This window comes from Amycolatopsis sp. NPDC049688 (genome assembly GCF_040674975.1).
Lineage (GTDB): Bacteria > Actinomycetota > Actinomycetes > Mycobacteriales > Pseudonocardiaceae > Amycolatopsis.
In genome coordinates this window covers 230,339-251,665 of sequence record NZ_JBFANY010000002.1, presented here as the reverse complement: position 1 = coordinate 251,665, position 21,327 = coordinate 230,339, and the positions used below count along the sequence as shown (strand labels likewise).

Sequence of the window (21,327 nt, the reverse complement as noted above, 5' to 3'; positions counted from 1 at the left end):
ACGCACGCGCGCACCAGGGTGGTCCGGGGGCTCGCTCAATAGCGTTTTCCCCATGACAACTGGGTGGCACGAGGCAGGCGACGCGGTCCGGCTGGACGCCGTGCGCAAGGAGTACGGCGGCGTGGTCGCGCTGGACGGCGTTTCGATCGCGTTCCCGCGCGGCGGCTTCACCGCGGTGATGGGCCCGTCCGGGTCGGGCAAGAGCACGTTCCTGCACTGCGCGGCCGGCCTCGACCGCCCGACGTCCGGCCGGGTCGTGCTCGACGGCCAGGACCTCGACGGCAAGAACGAGACCTACCTGACGAAGCTGCGGCGCGACCGCGTCGGCTTCGTCTTCCAGTCGTTCAACCTGCTCCCGGCGCTGACGGTCGAGCAGAACGTGGTGCTGCCGCTGCAGCTGGCCGGCAAGCGCGCGGACAAGCGGCTGGTGGAACGGATCCTGGCGCACGTCGGGCTCGACGGGCGCCGCAAGCACCTGCCCGGCCAGCTTTCCGGCGGCCAGCAGCAGCGTGTCGCCATCGCCCGCGCCCTGGTCACCGACCCCGCCGTGCTGTTCGCCGACGAGCCGACCGGTGCCCTCGACACCCGCACCGCCGCCGAGGTGCTCGGCCTGTTGCGCGACTCCGTCCGCTCGTCCGGGCAGACGGTGATCATGGTGACGCACGACCCGGTCGCCGCGTCCTACGCCGACGAGGTCGTGTTCCTGGCCGACGGCCGGATCGCCGGGCGGCTGGCCCGGCCGACCGCCGAGGCCGTCGCCGAGCGGATGACGCACCTCGGGGCCTGGGGCCGGGTGGCGGCCTGATGTTCAAGCTCGCACTGCGGACCCTCCGCCTGCGCAAGGGCGGCTTCCTGGCGACGTTCGTCGCCGTGTTCTTCGGCGCGCTGGTCATCTCGGCGTGCGGTGGCCTGATGGAGACCGGGATCCGGTCGGAGACGCCGGTGCAGCGGCTGGCCGCGGCGCCGATCGTGGTCGGCGGGCAGCAGACGTTCGAGCAGCCGCGGGAAGATCCGGCGACCCTCGAACCCGAGGACAAGCACAAGACCGAGACCGCGACCCTGCCCGAGCGCGTCCGGCTCGACGCGGCGCTGGCCGGCCGGCTGCGCGCGGTTCCGGGTGTCACGAACGTGGTCGGCGAGGTCACCTTCCCGGCGCAGATCGGCGCGTCCAGGGTGCTCGGGCACGCCTGGGACTCCGCCGTGCTGACGCCGTACACGCTGAAGGGCGAGGCGCCGAAGCCGGGCGAAGTCGTCGTCGACGCGGGGCTCGGTCTCGCTGCCGGGGACACCCTGCCGGTCGCCGCGCACGGCACGGTCGGCCGGTACCGGATCTCCGGGATCGCCGAAGCGCCGCAGGCCATGCGGGACTCCGCGCTGTTCTTCGCGCCGTCGGACGCCGAGAAGCTGTCCGGGCACCCGGGCCGCTTCGACGCCATCGGCGTCTTCGGCGGTGACGTCGCCGCGGTGTCGGCGGCGGTCGGGGACGCCGGCGTCGTGACGACCGGCGTCGATCGCGGTGCCCTGGAGTTCCCCGAGACGGGCAAGAGTGCCGAGAACCTGATCGTGCTGTCCGCGGTGTCGGGCGGGCTGTCGGCGCTGGTCATGGTGTTCGTCGTGGCGGGCACGCTCACGCTGTCGACGCAGCAGCGCCAGCGCGAACTCGCGCTGCTGCGCGCGGTCGGCACCACCCCGCGCCAGCTGCGGCGGATGGTGCTCGGCGAGGCGTTCGTCGTCGGGCTGCTCGCCGTCGCCGTCGCGGTGGCGCTCGGCCCGGTGCTCGGGAACTGGCTGTTCGGGCAGCTCACGGACCACCAGGTCGTGCCCGACGTGCTGCGGTTCGAGCAGGGCTGGGTCCCGGCGACGGTCGCCGCGGGCGCGTCGCTGCTGGCCGTCGTCGCCGCGTCCTTCGTGGCGGGGCGGCGCGCTTCCCGGGTCCGCCCGACCGAGGCGCTCGCCGAAGCCGCCGTCGAACGCCGCTGGCTGACGCCGATCCGGCTGATCACCGCGATCCTGTGCTTCGGCGGCGGAACGGCGCTCGCGATCGTGACGGTCGCCGTGATGACCGGCCCGGTCGCGGCCAGCACGGCCGGCCCGGCGGTGATGTTGTGGGCGTTCGGCCTGGCGGCGATCAGTCCCGGGGTCACGAAGCTGGTGGCGACGCTGCTGCGCTGGCCGGTGCACGCGCTGACCGGCGTCAACGGCCGGGTCGCGCTGCGCAACACCCGCGTCGGCGCGGTGCGGGCGGCCGGCGCGGTCACCCCGATCATGCTCGCCGTCGGCATCGCGACCGCCAACATCTACCTGCAGACCACCCAGGAAGCGGCCTCGAACCAGGCCTTCACCGAGGACCTGCGCGCGGACGCGGTCGTCGGCGCGCCGGGCGGGCTGGACCCCGCGGTCCTGGGCCGGGTGCGCGCGGTGCCGGGCGTCGCCGGCGCGTCGGAGTACGTGACGAGCACGGTGTTCGTCGAGAAACCGTTCGACTCCGGCCAGAACGACGACGGCCGGCCCGCGCTGGGGATCAGCGAGCTGACCGGGAACGCGGTCGAGGTGCCGTCGACGCTCGGTCACCACGTCGGCGACACGCTGTCGCTGAAGCTCGGCGACGGCACGCCGGTGGACGTGCGGGTGACCGCCGTCGTGCACCAGCGCCCGGGGTTCGAACGGCTCGTGCTGCCCGCCGCGCTGCTGGCCCCGCACACGACGCTCGGGCTGGCGCCGCAGCTGCTGGTCCAGGCCGCTCCCGGGGTCGACGCGGCGACCCTGACCGCCCGCCTGCGCGAGGCGACCGCCGGGCTGCCGGTGTTCGTCGGTGACCGGGAGACGCTCATCGCGGCGCACGCGAAGGGCAACGAGATCGGCGCTTGGGTCAACTACCTGCTCGTCGGGATGATCCTCGCCTACACGGTCATCTCCGTGGTGAACACGCTGGTGATGGCCACCGCGCGGCGGCGCCGCGAGTTCGGGATGCAGCGGCTGAGCGGCTTCACCCGCGGCCAGGTGCTGCGGATGGCGGGTGTTGAAGGCGGCCTGATCGCGACCATCGCGGTGCTGCTCGGCACGCTCGTCGCGGCCGGGGCGATCGTGCCCTTCTGCCTGGTGGTGACCGGGTCGCTGCTGCCGTCCGGCCCGGTGTCGATCTACCTGGTGGTGCTCGCGATCGCCGTGGTGCTTTCGCTGGTGGCGATCCTGGTCCCGGCCTGGGCGGCGACGCGCGGGCGTGCGGTCGACGCCACATCCGCCGGTGAGTGAACCCGGCCGTGTGTAAGACTCTCGGCCGTGGCGAACCCCGGGTTGGATCAAGCGGCGAAACTCGAACTGGCCAGGCTGGTCACCGATCTTTCCGTAGTGCACGGAAAAGTGACCCTGGCGTCCGGCAAGGAAGCCGACTACTACATCGACCTCCGGCGGGCGACGCTGCACCACGCGGCCGCGCCGCTGATCGGCAAGCTCCTGCGCCAGCTGACGGCGGACTGGGACTACGTGGCGGCCGGCGGCCTGACGCTGGGTGCCGACCCGGTGGCACTGGCGATGCTGCACTCGGCGGCCACCGACGGGGTCGTGCTGGACGCGTTCGTGGTCCGCAAGGCGGTCAAGGAACACGGCATGCAGCGGCGCATCGAGGGCATGGAGGTCCGCGGCCAGCGCGTGCTGGCCGTGGAGGACACGTCGACCACGGGCGGCAGCGTCCTGACGGCGGTGGAAGCCCTGCGCGAGGCGGGCGCGAACGTCGTCGGCGTCGTGACGGTCGTCGACCGCGACACCGGCGCGCGCGAGGCGATCGAGAAGGAAGGCCTGGAGTACCGGTACATCCTCGGCAAGGACGACCTCGGCCTGGACTGACCACCACCGGGGCGGATCCGCGGATTCGCCCCGGTGACCACCGTCACCGACAATCACCGCGTGACGTTTTCCGCCCGCCGGTGTCCTCCCCGTGAGGAGGTGCCGTGACGACGACTACGCCGCTCGACGACGTGACCCTCGTCGGCCGCGCGCGGGACGGCGATGTCCGGGCGTACGAGCAGCTCGTGCTGCGCTACCAGGGCCCGATGTTCCGCCTCGCCGTCAAGATGCTCGCCCACCGCGGCGACGCCGAAGACGTCGTGCAGGAGGTGTTCCTCACCGCCTGGCGCAAGCTCGGCCAGCTCAGCGAGGACGCCGCCTTCGTCGGCTGGCTCTACCGGGCCACCACGAACCGCTGCCTCAACGCGATCCGCGCGCGCAAGCCCCGGGCCGACGTCGACCTCGACACCGCCGAGTCGCCGCGGGCCGACCTCCAGCCGGAGCGAGCCGTGCAGGTCAGCAGCCAGCTCGCGGCGTTGAACTCGGCGCTGGAGAAGCTGACTCCGGAGCAACGAGCGTGCTGGCTGCTGCGCGAGGTGCACGGCCGGTCCTACGACGAGATCGGCGAAATCGTCGGCGTGCCCGCGACCGCGGTCCGCGGCCGGATCGCGCGCGCCCGGGCCCAGCTGGCGGAGGTGATGAAGCCGTGGCGATGACGGACTACGAACTGCCCTGCGAACGTGACGTCGACCAGGTGTGGGCGCGGCTGGACGCGGTGGCCGACGAGCACGAGCTGACCTGCCCGCACTGCCGCGCCGCGCGCGAGAGCCTGCTGGCGCTGCGCGAGGCCACAGCCGAGCTGGCGGCCGAGGAGGACGTGCCGTCGCCGGACCTGTTCGGGCGGATCATGTCGGCGGTGCGGGCCGAGGCCCGGCGCGGTTCGATGGTGCCCCTGCCGACCCCGGAACCCGGGTTCGTCGAGGTCAGCGAGCAGGCGGTGGCCGCGGTGCTGCGGTACGCGGCCGACACGGTCGACGGCGTCCGGGCGCGGCGCTGCCGGGTGCGGCCCGTCCCCGGCGGGGTCGAGGTCACCCTCACCCTCGCGGTGAGCCTGCGGCACGCCGCCGGTGGCGTGGCGCTGGCGAAGGTGCGGGAGCGGGTGACCGCCGCGGCCGCGGCCCGGGTGGGCCTGACGCTGGCGAAGCTCGACCTGCTTGTCGACGATGTCTACGGGGAGCCACGGGAATGACCGCCGACTACGTCATCGCCGACCCGGTGATCGCCAGCGTGGCGGCGCGGGCGGCGATCACCACACCGGGGGTGGTGCGCCTCGAACCGGGCCTGCGCGGCCTGGTGACGTCGTGGACGCGCGCGGCCCGGCAGCGCTGGAAGGGCCTCGACCCGGCACCGGCGGACGGCGTCCGGGTCCGCACCACCGACGGCCGGGTGACGATCCGGATCGACCTGGTCACCGCGGCGGCCGACCAGGCGGCGGCGGTCGGCCGGGCGGTCCAGCGCGCGGTGACGCGGTTCGTGGCCGAGCAGACCGGCCTGGTCGTCGCCGAGGTGTCGGTGTCCATCATGGACATCGAGCCGGAGGCCCGGTGACGCCGGCCGAAGCCGTCGAGAAGATCGTCGGCGCGCTCGAAGCGGTGGACGGCGTCCGCCCGGCGGTGCCGGTGGCCTGGGACGGTCCCGCGGTCGACCTGGGGCCGGACGTGGTCCGGATCCGCCTGATCGCGACCCGGCTGCCGATCCCGCCGCTGCTGGACCGGGCGGCCGGAGCCGTGCGCCGGGTGCTGGCGGGCACGGCGTGGGCGGACGTGCGGCTGCGCCTGGAGGTCACCGACCTCGACGGGGCGGCGTTCGCGAGACCCACGTCACAGTGACGACCTCCCGTCCTGGCGGTCCTTGGTGACGAAACCGTTGGGGCGCCGGACATCCAGGGAGGAATCATGACCGAGACCGCACTCGTCACCAAGCAGGGCACGACGACCATCGCCGACACCGTGGTCCAGAAGATCGCCGGGCTCGCCGCGCGCGAGGTCCCCGGCGTGCACGACCTCGGCGGCGGCGCGGCGCGGGCGCTGAGCGCGATCCGCGACCGCATCCCGGGCGCGTCGGCCAGCGCCGGCCAGGGCGTGTCGGTCGAGGTCGGCGAGAAGCAGGCCGCGGTCGACCTGCAGGTGCTCGTCGAGTACGGCGTCGGCATCGCGGACCTCGCGCGAGCGGTGCGCGGCAACGTGATCACGGCGATCGAGCGGATGACCGGGCTGCAGGTGGTCGAGGTGAACATCAACGTCACCGACGTCCACCTCCCGGAAGACGGCGAGCCCGCAGTCAGCGATCGCGTTGAGTGAAATCCGGCTGCCGGGCGGGTCACCCCGGCGTACCGTCGGGGCATGGAGGAGCCGCCGGAACCGCAGCGCCCAGCCGACCCGAACCGGAAGAAACCGGACGGTGCACCGGATCAGTACCCGCACGAGGAACCGACGCAGTACCCCGCCAAGCGGCCACCGGAATTTCCACCGGGTGTAACCCCTCCGTCACCGCCCAGGTGACGGGGTTGCTCCGCTGGGTTAAAAATCACCCGCCGGGGCACTCTTGAGGGCGGCCGGATCCGCGCGGCGGAGTAAAGTCGCTGGTAGGGGGATCGGTGGAGGGGGGTGCGATGGCGAAGTTCCTGGCCGACGTGACCGTCGTGGTGCACATCCTGGCCCTGCTGCTCATCGGGCTGGGGGGCTTCGTCGCCTGGCGCTGGCCGAAGCTCATCTTCGTCCACCTGTTCGCCGCGGCCTGGGGCGTGCTGGTGAACGTGACGCCGGTGCCGTGCCCGCTGACCGCGCTGGAGAACTACTTCCGCCACCAGGAGGGCCTCGGCGACCTGCCCGGCGGCTTCAACGCCTACTACCTGTACGGCACGGTGTTCCCGCAGTCGTGGCTGCCGGCGATCGGCATCATCGCGATCGTGGTGGTCGCCTACTCCTACGTTGGCGTGTACCACCGGTGGCGCCACCGCCACGACGAGGAAACCCACGTGCGCCCGGTCCACCTGGGCTAGGCGACAATCGGCGGGTGAGCACAACACCCGGACCCACCGAGTGGGTGAGCCGCGAAGAGGTCGGGGTCGGCCCGTGGCCGGGTGCGTGGCCGTCGGACGAGCGGTACGACCCCGAGCTGCTGCGGGACGGCGACCGCCGCAACGTCGTCGACGCCTACCGCTACTGGCGCCGCGAAGCCATTGTGTCCGATGTGGACAGCCGACGGCACCCGTTCCACGTCGCGATCGAGAACTTCCAGCACGACCACAACATCGGCACCGTGGTCCGGACGGCCAACGCGTTCGCCGCGGCCGAAGTGCACATCGTCGGCCGGCGGCGCTGGAACCGGCGCGGCGCCATGGTGACCGACCGCTACCAGCACCTGCGTCACCACGACGACGTCGACGGCCTGATCGCCTTCGCGGCCGAGCACGGCCTCGCCGTCGTCGCGGTGGACAACACGCCCGGGTCGCAGCCGGTCGAGACGGCCGAGATCCCGCGTGAGTGCGTCCTGCTCTTCGGGCAGGAAGGGCCGGGGCTTTCCGGCGAAGCGCAGGAAGCCGCGTCGCTGGTGGTGTCGATCGCGCAGTTCGGCACGACCCGCTCGATCAACGCCGGCGTCGCGGCCGGGATCGTCATGCACGCCTGGATCCGGCAGCACGCCGACCTCGGCCGCGCCTGGTGACGCCTACAGGCCCCAGCCCCAGCGCAGCTGGACCACACCGGTCGCGTTGTTCGTCTCCAGGCCGCTGCCGCTCTGGCGGGTGATCGAGTACGTGTCGCCCGAACGCAGGCCGGGCCAGTAGACGACGCCCATCTGCCGGGACCGCGCCAGGTCCGTCGTGGCGGCGAAGTACGCGGTGAAGTTGTTGCCGTCCTGGTGCCCGGCGGAGTAGTCCAGGCCGGTCGTCATCGGGGCGCCGGCCTCGTCGATGATCGTGCGGGAAGAGTACGACCCGAGCCGGTTGCTGAGGTTCGCCGTCCACGCCGAGCGGGTCGTGTCCGAGGCCCAGAAGCCGTAGAAGTGCAGCGACAGCAGCGTGCCGTTCAACGCGCTCGCCGCGCCGACGCCGGTCACGTTGTCGTTGTAGCCGGTGCCGCTGATCAGCACCCGCCCCCGCGGGATGTTCGAGTGCCGGGACAGCCAGGTCGAGCACAGGGAAACCCAGGCGTTCAGGCTGTAGCCGAACGGCTCGTTCATCGGTTCGAAGTAGACGTTGCCGTTGCCGCCGTAGTCGCCGGTCACCTTGTCCCACATGGTGTTCCACGCGGTGACGTCGTCGACGAAGCCGTCCTTGTTCGCTTCCCAGTAGCCGAAGATGACCTTCATGCCGTGGGACAGGGCCGAGTCGGCGGCGCCCTTGTACCGCCCCCACCAGTCCGAATTGACGCTCTGCGGGTTGATCGGCAGCCGCACGGTGTTCGCGCCGAGCTTCTGCTGGAAGCCGCTGATGATCCCGTCCGCCTTGCTGCGGACGCTGTCGTAGCTGTCCCCGGCGGTGAGACCGGTCGGGATCACCCACCCGTCGACGTAGTTGTCGCGGGCGTCCGCCCAGTTGACGCCGCGGAAGCCGTTGGTGGCGGCGGACGCGCTCTGCGGGACCTGGACCAGGGAAACGAGCAACAGGACGAGCAGCAAGGGACGAAGGCGGGCCATGCGAACTCCGATGTTCACGTAAACATGCCGGTCGCAGAATCCTTGACGGCTCGCCGCGGTGTCAAGTGTTCCTTCGGCGGCCCCGGGTGGCGAAGCCCCCGGCTCGGGGCGGAGCCCGGACAACACAGCGTCAGGCGGGGGCGATCTCGACGGGAATGCCGTTCAACACCGACGTTCCGGACGGAACGTCCAGCAGCGTCTCGTCGGCGACCAGGTTCGAGTTGACGCCCGGGTTCGCGTTCGCCACCCGGGTCCGCGAGCCGGCGACGTCGTGGCCCCAGCCGTGCGGGATGCTCACCACGCCCGGGCGCACCTCGTCGGTGATCTCGACCGGGATTTCGAGCTTGCCCGCGCGGGAAGTCACCGACGCGAGGGCGCCGTCGGTGAGGCCCAGCCGGGCAGCGTCTTCGGGGTGCACCTGGGCCGTGCACCGGTTGCCGCCGCGGACCAGCGGCGCCAGGTTGTGCATCCACGAGTTGTTCGAGCTCAGGTGTCGTCGCCCGATCAGCACGAGCCCGTCGTCCGCGGCCTTCGCGAGTTCTTCCCGCAACCGCGGGACGTCGGCGACGATCGCCTCGGGTGCCAGTTCGATCCGGCCGGACGCGGTGCACAGCACCTCGGGGATCCGCGGCTGCAGCGGCCCGAAGTCCATCCCGTGCGGCGCGGCTTCGAGGTCGGCGAGCGTGACGTCGTAGGGGCCGGCCCGCAGCATCAGGTCGACCAGGCGCGCGGGCCCGGTCCGGTCCTGGGTGACCTCCAGCCCGGCGCGGCGGGCGACGTCGGCGGCGACGAATTCGTCGAGCGCCGCGACGTCGGCTTCCGGGCCCTGACCGGCGACGATGCCGGTCAGCCGCAGCATGGTCTCCCACTCCTGCGGCAGTTTCGACGGCAGCGTCGCGGGGGTCCAGTTGGCGACGTTGCGGATCGACAGCTGGTAGAAGGCCAGGTCGAAGTGCGGGCGCTCGAGCGGGGACGGGCCGGGCAGGATGACGTCGGCGTGGCGGGACGTCTCGTTGAGGTAGACGTCGACCGAGATCATGAAGTCGAGCGTGCCGAGCGCCGCGGCCAGCCGCCCGGCGTTCGGCGTGCTCAGGCAGGGGTTGCCGCTGACCGTGATCAGCGCGCGGACCTGGCCCTCGCCCGGGGTTTCGATCTCGTCGGCGAGCGTCGCGACCGGCAGTTCGCCGACGACCTCGGGGAGGCCGCGCACACGGCTGCGCCAGCGCCCGACGGCGAACGGCCGCCGGTTCCCGGTCGGCTGGCACGCGGCCAGCGGGAACATCGCGCCGCCCGGGGAGTCGAGGTGGCCGGTGAGCACGTTGAGGACGTCGACCAGCCAGCTCGCGATGGTGCCGAACGCCTGGGTCGTGGTGCCGATCCGGCCGTAGACGACGGCGTTGTCCGAGGTCAGCTCCCGCGCCATCCGGCGGATCTCGTCGGCGTCGATCCCGGTGCGCGGGGCGACGGCCTCCGGCGTGAACGGCTGGGCCAGCGCGCGGACGTCGTCGAGGCCGTTGAGGTGTGCGGCCAGGCGCCCGGGTGCGACGAGGTTTTCCGCGAACAGGACGTTGACCAGCGCGAACAGCAGCAGCGCGTCGGTGCCGGGGCGGATGGCGTGGTGCTCGTCGGCGAACTGGGCGGTGCGCGTGCGGCGGGGGTCGACGACGACGATCTTGCCGCCGCGCTCGCGGATCCCGCGCAGCCGGCCGCGGATGTCCGGCGCGGTCATCAGGCTGCCGTTGGAGACGAGCGGGTTGGCGCCGAGGATCAGCAGGTGCCGCGTCCGGTCGAGGTCGGGCACCGGGATGGCCAGCGGGTCGCCGAACATCGTGCCGGCGGAGTAGTGCTTCGGCAGCTGGTCGACCGAGGTCGCGCTGTAGAAGTTCTTGGTGCCCAAGGCTTTGTAGAGCACGCGGCCGTAGAGCGTCAGCGCGATGTTGTGCACGCCGGGGTTGCCCGCGTAGACGGCGACGGCGTCCCGGCCGTGCTGTTCGATGATCGGCGGGAGGCGGCGGGCGATCTCGTCGTACGCCTCCTGCCAGCTGACCTCGACGAACTCGCCGTCGCGCTTGAGCAGCGGGGCAGTCAGCCGGTCGGGGTCGTGGTGCAGCGCGCCGAGCGACGCGCCCTTGGGGCAGATGTAGCCCCGCGAAAAGACGTCCTGCTCGTCCCCTTGGACGCGTGTGACCTGCTGGTTCGCGTCGAGCGTCACTTCGAGACCGCAGGTGGCTTCGCACAGCGGGCAGGTGACGTGGGCCGTCGTCATGACCACCGAACATACCGAGCGGTATGTGGATGGGCAAGGCACGATTGCGTCATGGACGTCTCGGCCGCGGAACGCGCGGTGACTTCGCGGCACCTGCGCCGGGTGTGGGGCCTGCCCGGCACGGTCCTCGGCCGCAGCCGCTGGCCGGCGGCGCTGGATCAGCGGCTGCACTGGCACTGGAACTACTGGTGGCAGGCCCACCTGCTGGACACCCTGGTCGACGCGCAGTTGCGTTCTCCTTCGGCTGCGCGCTTGGCGTTGATCCGCTCGTTCGTGCGTTCGGTGCGGCTGCGCAACTTCGGTCGGTGGACGAATGACTACTACGACGACATCGCGTGGCTCGGCCTTGCGCTGCAACGGGTTTCCTCACTGGGCATCGACGTCGGCCCGGCACTGGCGGCGATCGACGCGCAGCTCCTTTCGGGCTGGACGGCGGCAGCGGGCGGCGGAATCTGGTGGCGCCGCGGCGACGACTTCAAGAACGCCCCGGCCAACGGCCCGGCGGCGATCTTCCACGCCCGATCGGGGAATCTGTCCCGCGCCCGGGAGATGACTTCGTGGCTGACGTCCACTTTGGTCGATCCGGTGTCCGGTCTGGTCTGGGACGGGATCCGGGCGGATACCGGTGAGCTGGTGAAGCATATTTACACCTACTGCCAAGGGGTTTACCTCGGTGCCTGCCTGGAGCTGTCCTTAGTGGACGAAGCGGCCCGGACCGTGCGGGCGGTGGCGGAGCACCTCGCCCCGGAGGGTGTCATCCGTGGCCAGGGCGGCGGCGACGGCGGCCTGTTCGCGGCGATCCTGGCCCGCTACCTGGCTCTGGCGGCTCGTTCGCTGCCGGGCCCGGAAGCCGCAACGGCCCGGTCGCTGGTCCTGACGTCGGCGGAGGCGTGCTGGTCAGGTGCGGCGCCCGGCCTGGTGTTCAGCGCGTACTGGGACCGCCCGGCCCCGTGGCCCCTCCCGGAGGACGCGCCCGAGCGGGACATGTCGGTCCAGGTGGGCGCCTGGATGCTCCTGGAGGCCGCGGCGACGCTGTCGTGAGTGAGAAACAGCGTTAGAACACTGTTTCCCACTCACGGGGGCCGCGGCAGGGCTCAGCAGCCGCAGGAAGCGCCGTGCAGGAATTTCGGGGTCAGCCACACCGACTCCGGTGGCCGGTCCGGGTCCGCCATGCGGGACATCAGCAGCTGGACCGCCCGCCGCCCCAGGTCCGCTGCCGGCTGGACCAGGGTGGTCACCGCCGGGCTCACGCGCTGCGCCCAGTCCATGTCGCCGTAGCCGACCACCGCCAGCTCCGAGCCGATGCGGATGCCCCGGCGGTGGGCCTCGTACTGGACGCCCACCAGCATCGACTCGTCCGCCACCACCAGTGCCGTCGGGGACGGCCAGCCGTCCAGGAGCTTGGCCGTGGCGCGGGTGGCGCCGCCCGGGTTCGAAAACCCGCACTCCACCAGCTCGCGGTTGAACCGCAGCCCCGCCTGCTCCAGGCCCAGCCGGTAGCCGCGGATGCGCTCGCGGCTGATCTCCAGGTTCTCGTCGCCCGAAATCAGCCCGATCTTCCGATGGCGGCGTGAAGTCAGGTGCCGGACCAGCGACGCCACCGCGTGCACGTTCTCCGTGCCCACCTGGTCGACGTCGTTGCGGGCGGCCACCCGGTCGGCCAGCACCGTCGGCACGCCCATCCGGACCAGGCCGTTGACCACCGCTTCGTCGCCGGCCGAGGGGACCAGCAGCACGCCGTCCACCAGGTCCGCGCGCAGCTCGCGCACCACCGCGGCCTCTTCGCTCGCGGTGTCGCCGGTGTCGGCCAGGACGACGTCGCACCCCGCCTGCGCCGCGGCCGCCCTGATCGCGCGCAGCAGCTCGCCCGAGTACGGGTTCGCGGAAACACCCATCGCGACGCCGATCCGGTAGGTGACCGGGGGGTCCCACAACCGGAGCTCCGGCGAAAGTGCGGTCATAAGCCCTCGCAGACGCTCAGCGGAAACGTATCCGCTGAACGGCCGCGCCGGAGTGTCAGGAACCCAGATTCACTGAAGTGAGTGAACCGGGGGACAGCCGCACGACTCCCGGTGACGCAGGGTGGGGGCCAGCCGGACCGTCTCGGCCTTGCGCGCCGGGTCGTTGATCCGGGCCAGCAGCAGCCGCACCGCCTGCCGGCCGATCTCCTCGATCGGCTGCGCCATCGTCGTCAGCGGCGGGTCGACCAAGTCCGCCCACTCGACGTCGTCGTAGACCACCACCGGCAGGTCGCGGCCGATCCGCAGCCCGCGCCGGCGAGCTTCGTGCAGCACCCCGACCATCATGCTGTCGTTCCCGACCACCAGCGCCGTCGGCGGCTCGGGCAGCGCCAGCAGTGTGCTCAACGCCAGCGCGCCGCCCTCGCGCGAGGAGTTCCCGCAGGCCACGAGGTCGGACGACCACGTGAGCCCGGACCGGCCGAGCCCCAGCCGGTAGCCCAGCACGCGCTCCTCGCTCGTCGACAGCCCGGGCACGCCGCTGATCATCCCGATCCGCCGGTGCCCGAGTGTCGCCAGGTGCGCGGTCAGCGCCGACGTCGCCTGGATGTTCTCCGAGCCGACCTGGTCGACGTCGGTGCGGGTGGACAGCCGGTCGATCAGCACCGTCGGCACGTCGAGGGACACCAGCTCGCCGATCACCGGGCCGTCGCCGGGGGCCGGGGTGATGAGCAGGCCGTCGACGCGACGGGAGCGCAGCGCCCGCACGGTGTCACGCTCCGTGTCCGCCGCGTCGTGGGTGTCGGCCAGCAGGACGGTGTAGCCGTGCGCCGACGCCTCCCGCTCGATCGCCTGCATCAGCGTCGCGAAGTACGGGTTGGCCACCAGCGAGATCGCCATCCCGATCGACCGCGTACCGCCCGTGACCAGCGAACGCGCGATCGCGTCGCCGGTGTAGCCGGTCGTCTCGATCGCCCGCAGCACCGCCGCCTTGGTGTCCTCGGCGACCGCGCGCGTCCCGTTCACCACGTGCGAGACGGTCGTGATCGAGACGCCCGCGAGCTCGGCGATGTCCCGCTGGGTCGGCCGCGATGACTTCGACTGGGCCATACCGATCCTTTCCGGCAAGCGTTTGCGCAAACGCTTGCGCGCACCGAGCAGTCTGTCTACCTTCCCGACCATCGGCAAGCCCCGACAGAACAAAGGCTGGGAATCCATGAGACAGCGAAGTCTCACCGCGCTCACGCTCGCCGCCGTCCTCGCCGCGACGACCGGGTGCACGGTGGAGCGCCACTGGGGTGGCAACACCAACACGGGCGGAAGCGGCAAGGCGAAGGTCGGCCTGGTCACCAAGACCGACACCAACCCCTACTTCGTGGAACTCCGCAACGCCGCGAGAGCGGCCGCGCAGGCCAACGGCGCCGACTTCAGCGCGCTCGCCGGCCAGTTCGACGGCGACAACGACGGCCAGGTCCGCGCGATCGAGAACCTCCGCCAGCAGGGCGCGAACACGATCCTGATCACGCCCAGCTCGTCCACCGGCGTGCTCAAGGCGATCAAGGACGCCCGCGACGCCGGGGTCCTGGTCATCGCCCTCGACACCGCCACCGAACCGGCCGACGCCGTCGACGCCACCTTCGCCACCGACAACTTCGCGGCCGGCGAGCAGCAGGGCGCCTACGTCAAGGCCGCGCTGGCCGGCACCCCGCCCAAGCTGCTGATGGTCGACGGCACGGCGGGCAGCACGGTCGACACCCAGCGCCACGGCGGCTTCCTCAAGGGCATCGGGCTGACCGACGGCTCGCCGGAGATCAAGGGCCACACCGCGGCCAACGGCGACCAGAGCCTGGCCCAGCAGGGCATGGAGAACCTGCTGCAGCGCAGCACCGACATCAACGCCGTCTACTCGATGAACGAGCCGATGGGCCGCGGCGCGTACGCGGCGCTCAAGGCCCGCGGGCTCACGAACCAGATCGTCATGGGTTCGATCGACGGCGGCTGCGAAGGCGTCCAGAACGTCAAGGACGGCCAGTTCGCCGCCACCGTCATGCAGTTCCCGAAGAAGATGGCCGAGCAGGGCGTGCTCGCCGCCGTCGAGTACGCGAAGACCGGCAAGAAGCCGTCCGGTTTCGTGAACACCGGGTCCGCCGTGATCACCGACAAGCCCCTGCCCGGCATCGAGAGCCACGACTCGGCCTGGGGCCTGCAGAACTGCTGGGGAGGAGCGAAATGACAACGGCCACAGTGTCCACAAGGGAACGCGAGTCGCTCGGGGACTTCCTGCTCCGCGCCCCCGCAGTCGGCCCGGCGCTCGCCCTGGTCGTCGCGATCGTGGTGTTCTCGCTGGCCACGGACACGTTCTTCGACCTCGACAACCTGTCCACCGTGGTCCAGCAGTCGCTGGTCGTCGGAACGCTTGCGCTGGGACAGACCCTCGTCATCCTCATCGCGGGCATCGACCTGTCCAACGCGGCCTCGATGGTCGTCGCGACGCTGATCATGGCGAAGCTCGCGGCGGCCGGGACCAACGGCTTCGTCGCCCTGCTCGCCGGGGTCGTGCTGACGATCCTCGTCGGCATCTTCATCGGCGGGCTGGCCACGCGGATCAAGCTGCCGGCGTTCATCATCACGCTCGGCACGTTCACCATGCTGACCGCGGTGTCGAAGCTGATCGCCGGCGGCCAGGCCGTGCCGGTGACCGACGGGGTGCTCCAGTGGCTCGGCACCAAGCGCTACCTCTTCGGCGGCATCCCGATCACCTACGGCATGACGCTGGCGCTGCTGATGTACCTCGGCGTCTGGTACGCGCTGACGAAAACGGCGTGGGGCAAGCACGTCTACGCGGTCGGCAACGCGCCGGAGTCCGCGCGGCTGTCCGGCATCAAGGTCAACCGCACGGTGCTCTCGGTGTACATCGTGGCCGGCCTGACCTTCGGCATCGCGGCCTGGCAGGCGCTCGGCCGGACGCCGAACGCCGACCCGAACCAGTTCCAGCTCGGCAACCTCGACTCGATCACCGCCGTCGTCCTCGGCGGGACGAGCCTCTTCGGCGGCCGCGGCTCGGTGCTCGGGACGCTGATGGGTGCGCTGGTCGTGGCGGTGCTGCGGTCGGGGCTGACGCAGATGAACGTCGACGGCAACTACCAGGACCTCGCCACCGGCGCCCTGCTCATCGCCGCCGTCGTGGTGGACCGGATCGCGAGGAGGCAGCAGCAGTCATGACCGAACCGATCCTGCAAGCCCGTGGACTGGTGAAGCGCTACGGCCGGGTGACCGCCATCGACGGCGCCGACTTCGACCTGCTGCCCGGCGAGGTGCTCGCCGTGGTCGGGGACAACGGCGCCGGGAAGTCGTCGCTCATCAAAACCCTGTCCGGGGCGGTGATCCCGGACGAGGGGGAGATCAAAGTGGACGGGAGGACCGTCCACTTCAAGTCCCCTTTGGACGCTCGCCACTACGGCATCGAGACGGTGTACCAGGACCTCGCCGTCGCGCCCGCGCTCGACATCGCGTCGAACATGTTCCTGGGCCGGGAAAAGCGCCTCAAGGGCCCGTTCGGGCTGTTCCGCAAGCTCGACACCGCGACCATGCGGGCCGAGGCGCAGCGGATCCTCGACGAGCTGGGCATCAACATCAAGTCGATCAGCCAGCCGGTCGAGACGCTCTCCGGCGGTCAGCGCCAGGGTGTCGCGGTGGCCCGCGCGGCCGCGTTCGGCACCAAGGCCGTGATCATGGACGAGCCCACCGCCGCGTTGGGTGTCGCCGAGTCCGGCAAGGTGCTCGACCTGATCGGCCGGATCCGCGACCGCGGCCTGCCGGTGGTGCTGATCAGCCACAACATGCCGCACGTGTTCGACATCGCCGACCGCATCCACGTGCACCGCCTCGGCAGGCGCGTCGCGGTCGTCTCGCCGAAGACGCACTCGATGAACCAGGTCGTCGGCCTGCTCACCGGGGCCCTGCGGCTCAACGAGAACGGCGAAGTGGAAGAAGCGGCGGCTGCGACGCACGTGGCCGGCTTGAAGTGAGAGTGCTGCTGGCGGGACTGTGCACCGTGGACCTGGTCCAGCGGGTCGAGGAGCTGCCGGCGCCGGGCGAGAAGGTGCAGTCGCTGCAGGTGGACGTCGCCGCGGGCGGCCCCGCGACGAACGCCGCGGTGACGGCGGCCGCGCTCGGCGCCGAGGCGACCCTGCTGACCGTCCTCGGCGCACACCCGCTGGCCGCGCTCGCCCGCGCCGACCTCGAAGCCCACGGCGTCCGGGTCGTCGACCTGGACCCCGGGCGGGCCGGACCGCCGGCGGTCAGCGCGGCCGCCGTCCGCGATCGGGACGGCGAGCGGACGGTCGTCTCCCGCAACGCGGCCGGCTCCGAAGCCACTTGGGACGGCACGGTCGACGCGGACGTGGTGCTCGTCGACGGCCACCACCCCGGCCTCGCGCTGTCGGTCGCCCGCGCGGCCGGGGACGTCCCGGTCGTGCTCGACGCCGGGAGCTGGAAGCCCGTGCTCGACGAGCTGCTGCCCCTGGTCGACGTGGCCGCGTGCTCCGCGCACTTCAGCGCGCCGGAACCCGGCCTCCACCAGCGGGGCGTCCCGACCGTGATCACCACCGCGGGGCCCGGTCCGGTGCGCTGGTCCACTGCGGACGGCGGCTCGGGTGAGGTGCCTGTGCCCGCCGTGGAAGCGCGGGACACACTAGGTGCGGGCGACGTCTGGCACGGCGCGCTCGCCGTGGCCGTGGTGCGCGAACCGACGGTGACGGACCGGATCCGCTTCGCCAACGAGGTGGCCGCCGAACGGGTGCGGCATGTGGGACCGCGGTCGTGGACGACCGCGATCGCAGGAAGGAACAGGACATGACGGCGTTCGACGACCTGCTGGCCCGGGCCGAGGGCCTGACCGTGCGCGGGCAGCGCAACGTGCTCGGCATCGTGGGCGCGCCCGCGTCGGGCAAGACCACGCTGGCCTGGGCGCTGGCCAACGCGCTCGGCTCCCGCGCGGCCGTGGTCGGCATGGACGGCTTCCACCTGGCGCAGGTCGAGCTGCGCCGGCTGGGCCGCACCGAGCGCAAGGGCGCCCCGGACACCTTCGACGCCGCGGGCTACTACCACCTGATCCGCCGCCTCGCCGAAGGCCGCGAAACGGTGTACGCGCCGGAGTTCCGCCGCGAGATCGAGGAGCCGATCGCCGGGGCCGTCGCCGTGCCGCCGGAGGTCCAGCTCGTGATCACCGAGGGCAACTACCTGCTGCTGCCGGACGACCCGTGGAGCGCGATCCGGCCGTTGCTCACCGAGGCCTGGTTCCTCGCCCCGGACGAGCCCGAACGGATCGAGCGGCTCGTGTCGCGCCACCGCCGCTACGGCCGTTCGCTGGTCGAGGCCCGGCAGCGGGCCCTCGGTTCGGACCAGCGCAACGCCGACCTCATCTCGCAGACGCGCGACCGCGCCGACCTGGTGCTGGAGAACCTGCCGCTGGCGAACTTCGCGATTTGACCCTCGTCGTCACCGGCGGCAGCCGCGGGATCGGTGCGGCGATCTGCACGCTGGCCGCCGCCCGCGGCTACGACGTCGTCGTCAACTACTCGGGCGATCCCGAACCCGCCGAAGCCGTCGCCGAAGAGGTGCGTGCGCAGGGCCGTCGAGCCCTGGCGTTTCGCGCGGACGTCTCCGACGAGGACGACGTCCGCGCGCTGTTCGACGCGGCCGCCGAGCTGGGCCCGGTCACCGCGCTGGTCAACAACGCGGCCATCGTCGGCAACACCCCGGGCCGGCTGGCGGACTACGAGGTCGACGTCGTCCGGCGCACCCTCGACGTCAACGTCACCGGGGTGTTCCTCTGCTGCCGCGAGGCGGTCCGCCGGATGTCCACGCGCCACGGCGGCGACGGCGGCGCGATCGTGAACATCTCGTCGACGGCCGCGCGCACCGGCTCGGCCGGGGAGTGGGTGCACTACGCCGCGTCGAAGGCCGCGGTCGACACGCTGACCTTCGGGCTCGCGCAGGAGGTCGCCGGCGACGGGATCCGCGTGAACTCCGTCCGGCCCGGCATGATCCACACCGGACTGCACGCCGCCGCGGGTTTGCCGGACCGGATGGCGAAGTACGCGCCGCAGATTCCGCTGGGCCGCGCCGGGCAGCCGGCGGAAATCGCCGAAGCCGTGTTGTTCCTGCTCTCGAAGGCGTCGTCGTTCACCACGGGGGCGGTGCTGGAGGTCGGCGGCGGCCGCTGATCCTTGTGAACCGGCATTTCCCGGCTTTCGTGTGGGGTGCGTTCCCACTACCGCGCGAAAGGTGGACACATCATGCGTACGTTCGAGCTGCCCGATTCGGTGGGCGGGCGGACCGTCGACCGGATCCTGGGCCGCCAGCTGGTCCGCACCTGGGAGACCGACGGGATCTTCCAGGTCGCGGCCACCGGCGAGCAGGACCGCATCACCCGGGAAGCGCTCGCCGAAAGCCGCCGGTTCTTCGCCCGGTCGCTGCCGGAAAAGGCGAAGTTCGTCAGCGACCTGACCTACAGCGGATACATCGCTTCGGGGGAAGAGGTGACCGCGGGCGAAGCCGACTTCTCCGAGATCTTCACCGTCTGCCCGGACATCCCGGCCGACGACCCCCGCGTCACCGGCGGCTGGCCGTGCCACGGGCCGGTGCCGTGGCCGGACGAGGGCTACCGGTCGGCGATGACCGCCCACCTCCGCGAGGTGGGGAGCATCGGCGAGCGGCTGCTGCAGCTCGTGGCGCTCGGGCTGGGCGTGGAAATCGACCGGCTGACCCGGCTCACCCGCCAGGGCTGGCACCACATGCGCGTGCTGCGGTTCCCCGCCCGGTCCGCGACCACCGAACGCGGGATCGGCGCGCACACCGACTACGGACTGCTCGTGATCGCCGCGCAGGACGACGTCGGCGGGCTCTTCATCCGGCCGCCGGTGCCCGGGGAGCACCGCAACCGCAACTGGCTGCCGTCGGAGAGCACGGCCGGGATGTACCAGGACGACGAGCCGTGGCACTTCGTCGAGCCCGAGCCGGCGGTGTTCACCGTCTTTCCCGGTGACATCCTGCAGTTCCTCACCGGCGGGCGCCTCCTGTCGACGCCGCACAAGGTCCGCCTCGCCGCCCGGGAGCGGTACACGCTGGCGTACTTCCACGAGCCGTCCTTCGGCACCACCGTCCGGCCACTGGCGGGCGGGGAGGAGGTCATCCACTACGGGACGCACTTCACGAACATGTTCACGCGCTGTTACCCGGACCGGGTGACGACCCGGCGGATCGAGCGCGAGGGACGGCTGGCCGTGCTGGATCGTATTCGTGACCCCGCGTGAGAGATCAGTTGCACTGAGTGGGTTTCGTCCGTCTGGTGAGACGGCCGGAGACGGCGAGATCACGATCGGACGGGGAACTTGGTCACTCGCGTTTTGCGCGTCGAACGCTGTGCAACTCTGGGAAGCCGCCACGCGAAAGGACGGCTTCGGAAGCCATGGCCAAACTCATGTCCGTGCACCACCTCGCGCTCACCGTGACCGACGTGGACCGCAGCGTGCCGTGGTACGTGCGTGTCCTCGACCTCGAGGAGGTCACCCGGCGCGAAGAGCCGGACACGGGACTGCGCAAGGTCGTGCTGCGCTCGGCCGGTGACGAGTTCTCCGTGGTCCTGGTACAGCACGCGGACACCGGCCGGCGCGGGTTCGACGAGCGCCGGACCGGTCTGGACCACGTCGCCTTCCGGGTGCATTCGGCCGCCGAGCTGGCCGAATGGGAATGCCGGCTCCAGGAGTTCGGCGTCTCCTACCTCCCGGCCGCGCCGTCACGCACGTTCGAGGGGTCGCGGGTGATCGTGTTCCGCGACCCCGACGGCATCCAGCTCGAAATCTGGACCGACCCGCAGCTCTGAGGGCTCAGGCGCGGGCGTTGCTGTCGTCCCGCTCGTCCACCGGGCGCCGCATCTCCTGGCGGTAGCGCAGCACGCCGTACCCCGTGCCGAACACGAAGAACGCGATGCTGATCCACAGCGCGGCCGTCTTCAGCCACGGCAGTGCGTCCAGCAGGCCGGCGCCGTAGTAGCCGAGCAGCACCAGTGTCGGCACCCAGAGCAGGCCGCCGAGCGCGGTCGCCGCCAGGAACCGGCGCGGGTCCATCCGGGCGGCGCCGGCGATCAGCGGGGCCAGGGTGCGGATCCACGGGATCCACCGGGCCGCCACGATCGCGAAGAAGCCCTTGCGGTCCAGGAACCGTTGCGCGCGCTCGAGGTTGTGCCGGTTCAGCACCTTGCCGTCGCGCCGCGCGATGAGCTTCGTCCCGCTGCCGCGGCCGATGTAGTACCCGATCTGGTTGCCGAGGACGGCGACGATCAGCGCGGCTCCCGACAGGAACCACGCGTTGGCGTCCGAACCGTGCTGGGCCAGCACCACGCCCGCGCCGAACAGGAGCGAGTCACCGGGCAGGAACAGCCCGATGATCAGCGCGCACTCGACCAGCACGAAGCTCAGCACGATCACCCAGACGAGCAGCGGTCCGGCGGTGTCCAGCCAGCTCACGCCGACGCCCGCGGCCTCGGTGCTCACGACGTTCACCCCGCGAGCCTACGTGGCCCGGGTGAACGGCCCGCGGCGAACGGTCAAATCGAGCCCT

Annotated in this window: 24 protein-coding genes; 19 read left to right on the top strand and 5 right to left on the bottom strand. The window is 71.7% G+C overall.

Features of this window, described 5'->3' with window-relative positions:
• The first annotated feature begins 52 nt into the window (after positions 1–52).
• The 10 genes from AB0J55_RS07130 (at position 53) to AB0J55_RS07085 (ending at position 7,509) form a co-directional block, all read left to right on the top strand.
• On the top strand, positions 53–805 hold the full coding sequence (locus tag AB0J55_RS07130) for an ABC transporter ATP-binding protein (protein WP_364244039.1): 753 nt from the start codon (positions 53–55) through the stop codon (positions 803–805).
• Positions 805–3,252 carry an ABC transporter permease gene (locus AB0J55_RS07125; protein ID WP_364244036.1) on the top strand — a complete coding sequence of 816 codons (2,448 nt, stop codon included), beginning with the start codon at positions 805–807 and terminating at the stop codon, positions 3,250–3,252. The genes AB0J55_RS07130 and AB0J55_RS07125 overlap by 1 nt, the downstream gene beginning before the upstream one ends.
• 27 nt (positions 3,253–3,279) lie before the next feature.
• On the top strand, positions 3,280–3,843 hold the full coding sequence (gene pyrE, locus AB0J55_RS07120; RefSeq protein WP_206784423.1) for an orotate phosphoribosyltransferase: 564 nt from the start codon (positions 3,280–3,282) through the stop codon (positions 3,841–3,843).
• Between the two features lie 104 nt (positions 3,844–3,947).
• On the top strand, positions 3,948–4,499 hold the full coding sequence (locus tag AB0J55_RS07115; RefSeq protein WP_364244033.1) for a sigma-70 family RNA polymerase sigma factor: 552 nt from the start codon (positions 3,948–3,950) through the stop codon (positions 4,497–4,499).
• Positions 4,496–5,032 (top strand): Asp23/Gls24 family envelope stress response protein, encoded by a 537-nt coding sequence (locus tag AB0J55_RS07110; protein ID WP_364244030.1) that lies wholly within the window; start codon positions 4,496–4,498, stop codon positions 5,030–5,032. Before AB0J55_RS07115 ends, AB0J55_RS07110 begins: the two co-directional genes overlap by 4 nt.
• On the top strand, positions 5,029–5,391 hold the full coding sequence (locus AB0J55_RS07105; protein ID WP_364244027.1) for an Asp23/Gls24 family envelope stress response protein: 363 nt from the start codon (positions 5,029–5,031) through the stop codon (positions 5,389–5,391). Before AB0J55_RS07110 ends, AB0J55_RS07105 begins: the two co-directional genes overlap by 4 nt.
• Complete coding sequence (locus AB0J55_RS07100; RefSeq protein WP_364244025.1) at positions 5,388–5,672, top strand: hypothetical protein; 285 nt, start codon at positions 5,388–5,390, stop codon at positions 5,670–5,672. Before AB0J55_RS07105 ends, AB0J55_RS07100 begins: the two co-directional genes overlap by 4 nt.
• Positions 5,673–5,738: 66 nt before the next feature.
• A complete protein-coding gene (locus AB0J55_RS07095) occupies positions 5,739–6,143 on the top strand; it encodes an Asp23/Gls24 family envelope stress response protein (RefSeq protein ID WP_364244022.1) in 405 nt (134 codons plus the stop codon).
• A gap of 311 nt (positions 6,144–6,454) precedes the next feature.
• Positions 6,455–6,844 carry a DUF2784 domain-containing protein gene (locus AB0J55_RS07090; RefSeq protein ID WP_364244019.1) on the top strand — a complete coding sequence of 130 codons (390 nt, stop codon included), beginning with the start codon at positions 6,455–6,457 and terminating at the stop codon, positions 6,842–6,844.
• 14 nt (positions 6,845–6,858) lie between these two features.
• Positions 6,859–7,509 (top strand): RNA methyltransferase, encoded by a 651-nt coding sequence (locus tag AB0J55_RS07085; protein ID WP_364244017.1) that lies wholly within the window; start codon positions 6,859–6,861, stop codon positions 7,507–7,509.
• Between the two features lie 3 nt (positions 7,510–7,512).
• Here the strand turns inward: AB0J55_RS07085 and AB0J55_RS07080 are convergent, their stop codons facing one another.
• Positions 7,513–8,481 (bottom strand): cellulase family glycosylhydrolase, encoded by a 969-nt coding sequence (locus tag AB0J55_RS07080; protein ID WP_364244014.1) that lies wholly within the window; start codon positions 8,479–8,481, stop codon positions 7,513–7,515.
• 130 nt (positions 8,482–8,611) lie between these two features.
• On the bottom strand, positions 8,612–10,747 hold the full coding sequence (locus tag AB0J55_RS07075) for a molybdopterin-dependent oxidoreductase (RefSeq protein ID WP_364244011.1): 2,136 nt from the start codon (positions 10,745–10,747) through the stop codon (positions 8,612–8,614).
• Between the two features lie 51 nt (positions 10,748–10,798).
• Between AB0J55_RS07075 and AB0J55_RS07070 the strand changes: the two genes are divergently transcribed.
• Complete coding sequence (locus AB0J55_RS07070; RefSeq protein WP_364244008.1) at positions 10,799–11,788, top strand: glycoside hydrolase family 76 protein; 990 nt, start codon at positions 10,799–10,801, stop codon at positions 11,786–11,788.
• A gap of 53 nt (positions 11,789–11,841) precedes the next feature.
• Here the strand turns inward: AB0J55_RS07070 and AB0J55_RS07065 are convergent, their stop codons facing one another.
• Complete coding sequence (locus tag AB0J55_RS07065; RefSeq protein ID WP_364244006.1) at positions 11,842–12,708, bottom strand: substrate-binding domain-containing protein; 867 nt, start codon at positions 12,706–12,708, stop codon at positions 11,842–11,844.
• Positions 12,709–12,777: 69 nt separating this feature from the next.
• The gene (locus AB0J55_RS07060) at positions 12,778–13,815 is read right to left on the bottom strand and encodes a LacI family DNA-binding transcriptional regulator (RefSeq protein ID WP_364244003.1); all 1,038 of its coding nucleotides are present in this window, start codon (positions 13,813–13,815) and stop codon (positions 12,778–12,780) included.
• A 106-nt stretch (positions 13,816–13,921) separates the two neighbouring features.
• Here AB0J55_RS07060 and AB0J55_RS07055 point away from each other — a divergent pair, with 106 nt between their 5' ends.
• The 8 genes from AB0J55_RS07055 to AB0J55_RS07020 all read left to right on the top strand — a co-directional run bounded on the left by AB0J55_RS07055 (position 13,922) and on the right by AB0J55_RS07020 (position 20,590).
• A complete protein-coding gene (locus AB0J55_RS07055; RefSeq protein ID WP_364244001.1) occupies positions 13,922–14,938 on the top strand; it encodes a substrate-binding domain-containing protein in 1,017 nt (338 codons plus the stop codon).
• A complete protein-coding gene (locus AB0J55_RS07050) occupies positions 14,935–15,927 on the top strand; it encodes an ABC transporter permease (RefSeq protein WP_364243998.1) in 993 nt (330 codons plus the stop codon). Before AB0J55_RS07055 ends, AB0J55_RS07050 begins: the two co-directional genes overlap by 4 nt.
• Positions 15,924–16,733 (top strand): ATP-binding cassette domain-containing protein, encoded by an 810-nt coding sequence (locus AB0J55_RS07045; protein ID WP_364243995.1) that lies wholly within the window; start codon positions 15,924–15,926, stop codon positions 16,731–16,733. Before AB0J55_RS07050 ends, AB0J55_RS07045 begins: the two co-directional genes overlap by 4 nt.
• Complete coding sequence (locus tag AB0J55_RS07040; RefSeq protein WP_364243992.1) at positions 16,730–17,563, top strand: PfkB family carbohydrate kinase; 834 nt, start codon at positions 16,730–16,732, stop codon at positions 17,561–17,563. The genes AB0J55_RS07045 and AB0J55_RS07040 overlap by 4 nt, the downstream gene beginning before the upstream one ends.
• On the top strand, positions 17,560–18,195 hold the full coding sequence (locus AB0J55_RS07035; protein WP_043787338.1) for a nucleoside/nucleotide kinase family protein: 636 nt from the start codon (positions 17,560–17,562) through the stop codon (positions 18,193–18,195). The genes AB0J55_RS07040 and AB0J55_RS07035 overlap by 4 nt, the downstream gene beginning before the upstream one ends.
• Positions 18,192–18,932: an SDR family oxidoreductase gene (locus AB0J55_RS07030; protein ID WP_364243989.1), complete on the top strand. Its 741-nt coding sequence runs from the start codon at positions 18,192–18,194 to the stop codon at positions 18,930–18,932. Before AB0J55_RS07035 ends, AB0J55_RS07030 begins: the two co-directional genes overlap by 4 nt.
• A 72-nt stretch (positions 18,933–19,004) precedes the next feature.
• Positions 19,005–20,021 carry a 2-oxoglutarate and iron-dependent oxygenase domain-containing protein gene (locus AB0J55_RS07025; protein ID WP_364243987.1) on the top strand — a complete coding sequence of 339 codons (1,017 nt, stop codon included), beginning with the start codon at positions 19,005–19,007 and terminating at the stop codon, positions 20,019–20,021.
• 155 nt (positions 20,022–20,176) lie between these two features.
• The gene (locus AB0J55_RS07020) at positions 20,177–20,590 is read left to right on the top strand and encodes a VOC family protein (RefSeq protein WP_364243984.1); all 414 of its coding nucleotides are present in this window, start codon (positions 20,177–20,179) and stop codon (positions 20,588–20,590) included.
• Between the two features lie 4 nt (positions 20,591–20,594).
• Here AB0J55_RS07020 and AB0J55_RS07015 read toward each other — a convergent pair whose 3' ends face one another.
• Positions 20,595–21,269, bottom strand: coding sequence for a DedA family protein (locus AB0J55_RS07015; RefSeq protein WP_364243981.1), 675 nt, complete (start codon positions 21,267–21,269; stop codon positions 20,595–20,597).
• Positions 21,270–21,327: the final 58 nt, after the last annotated feature.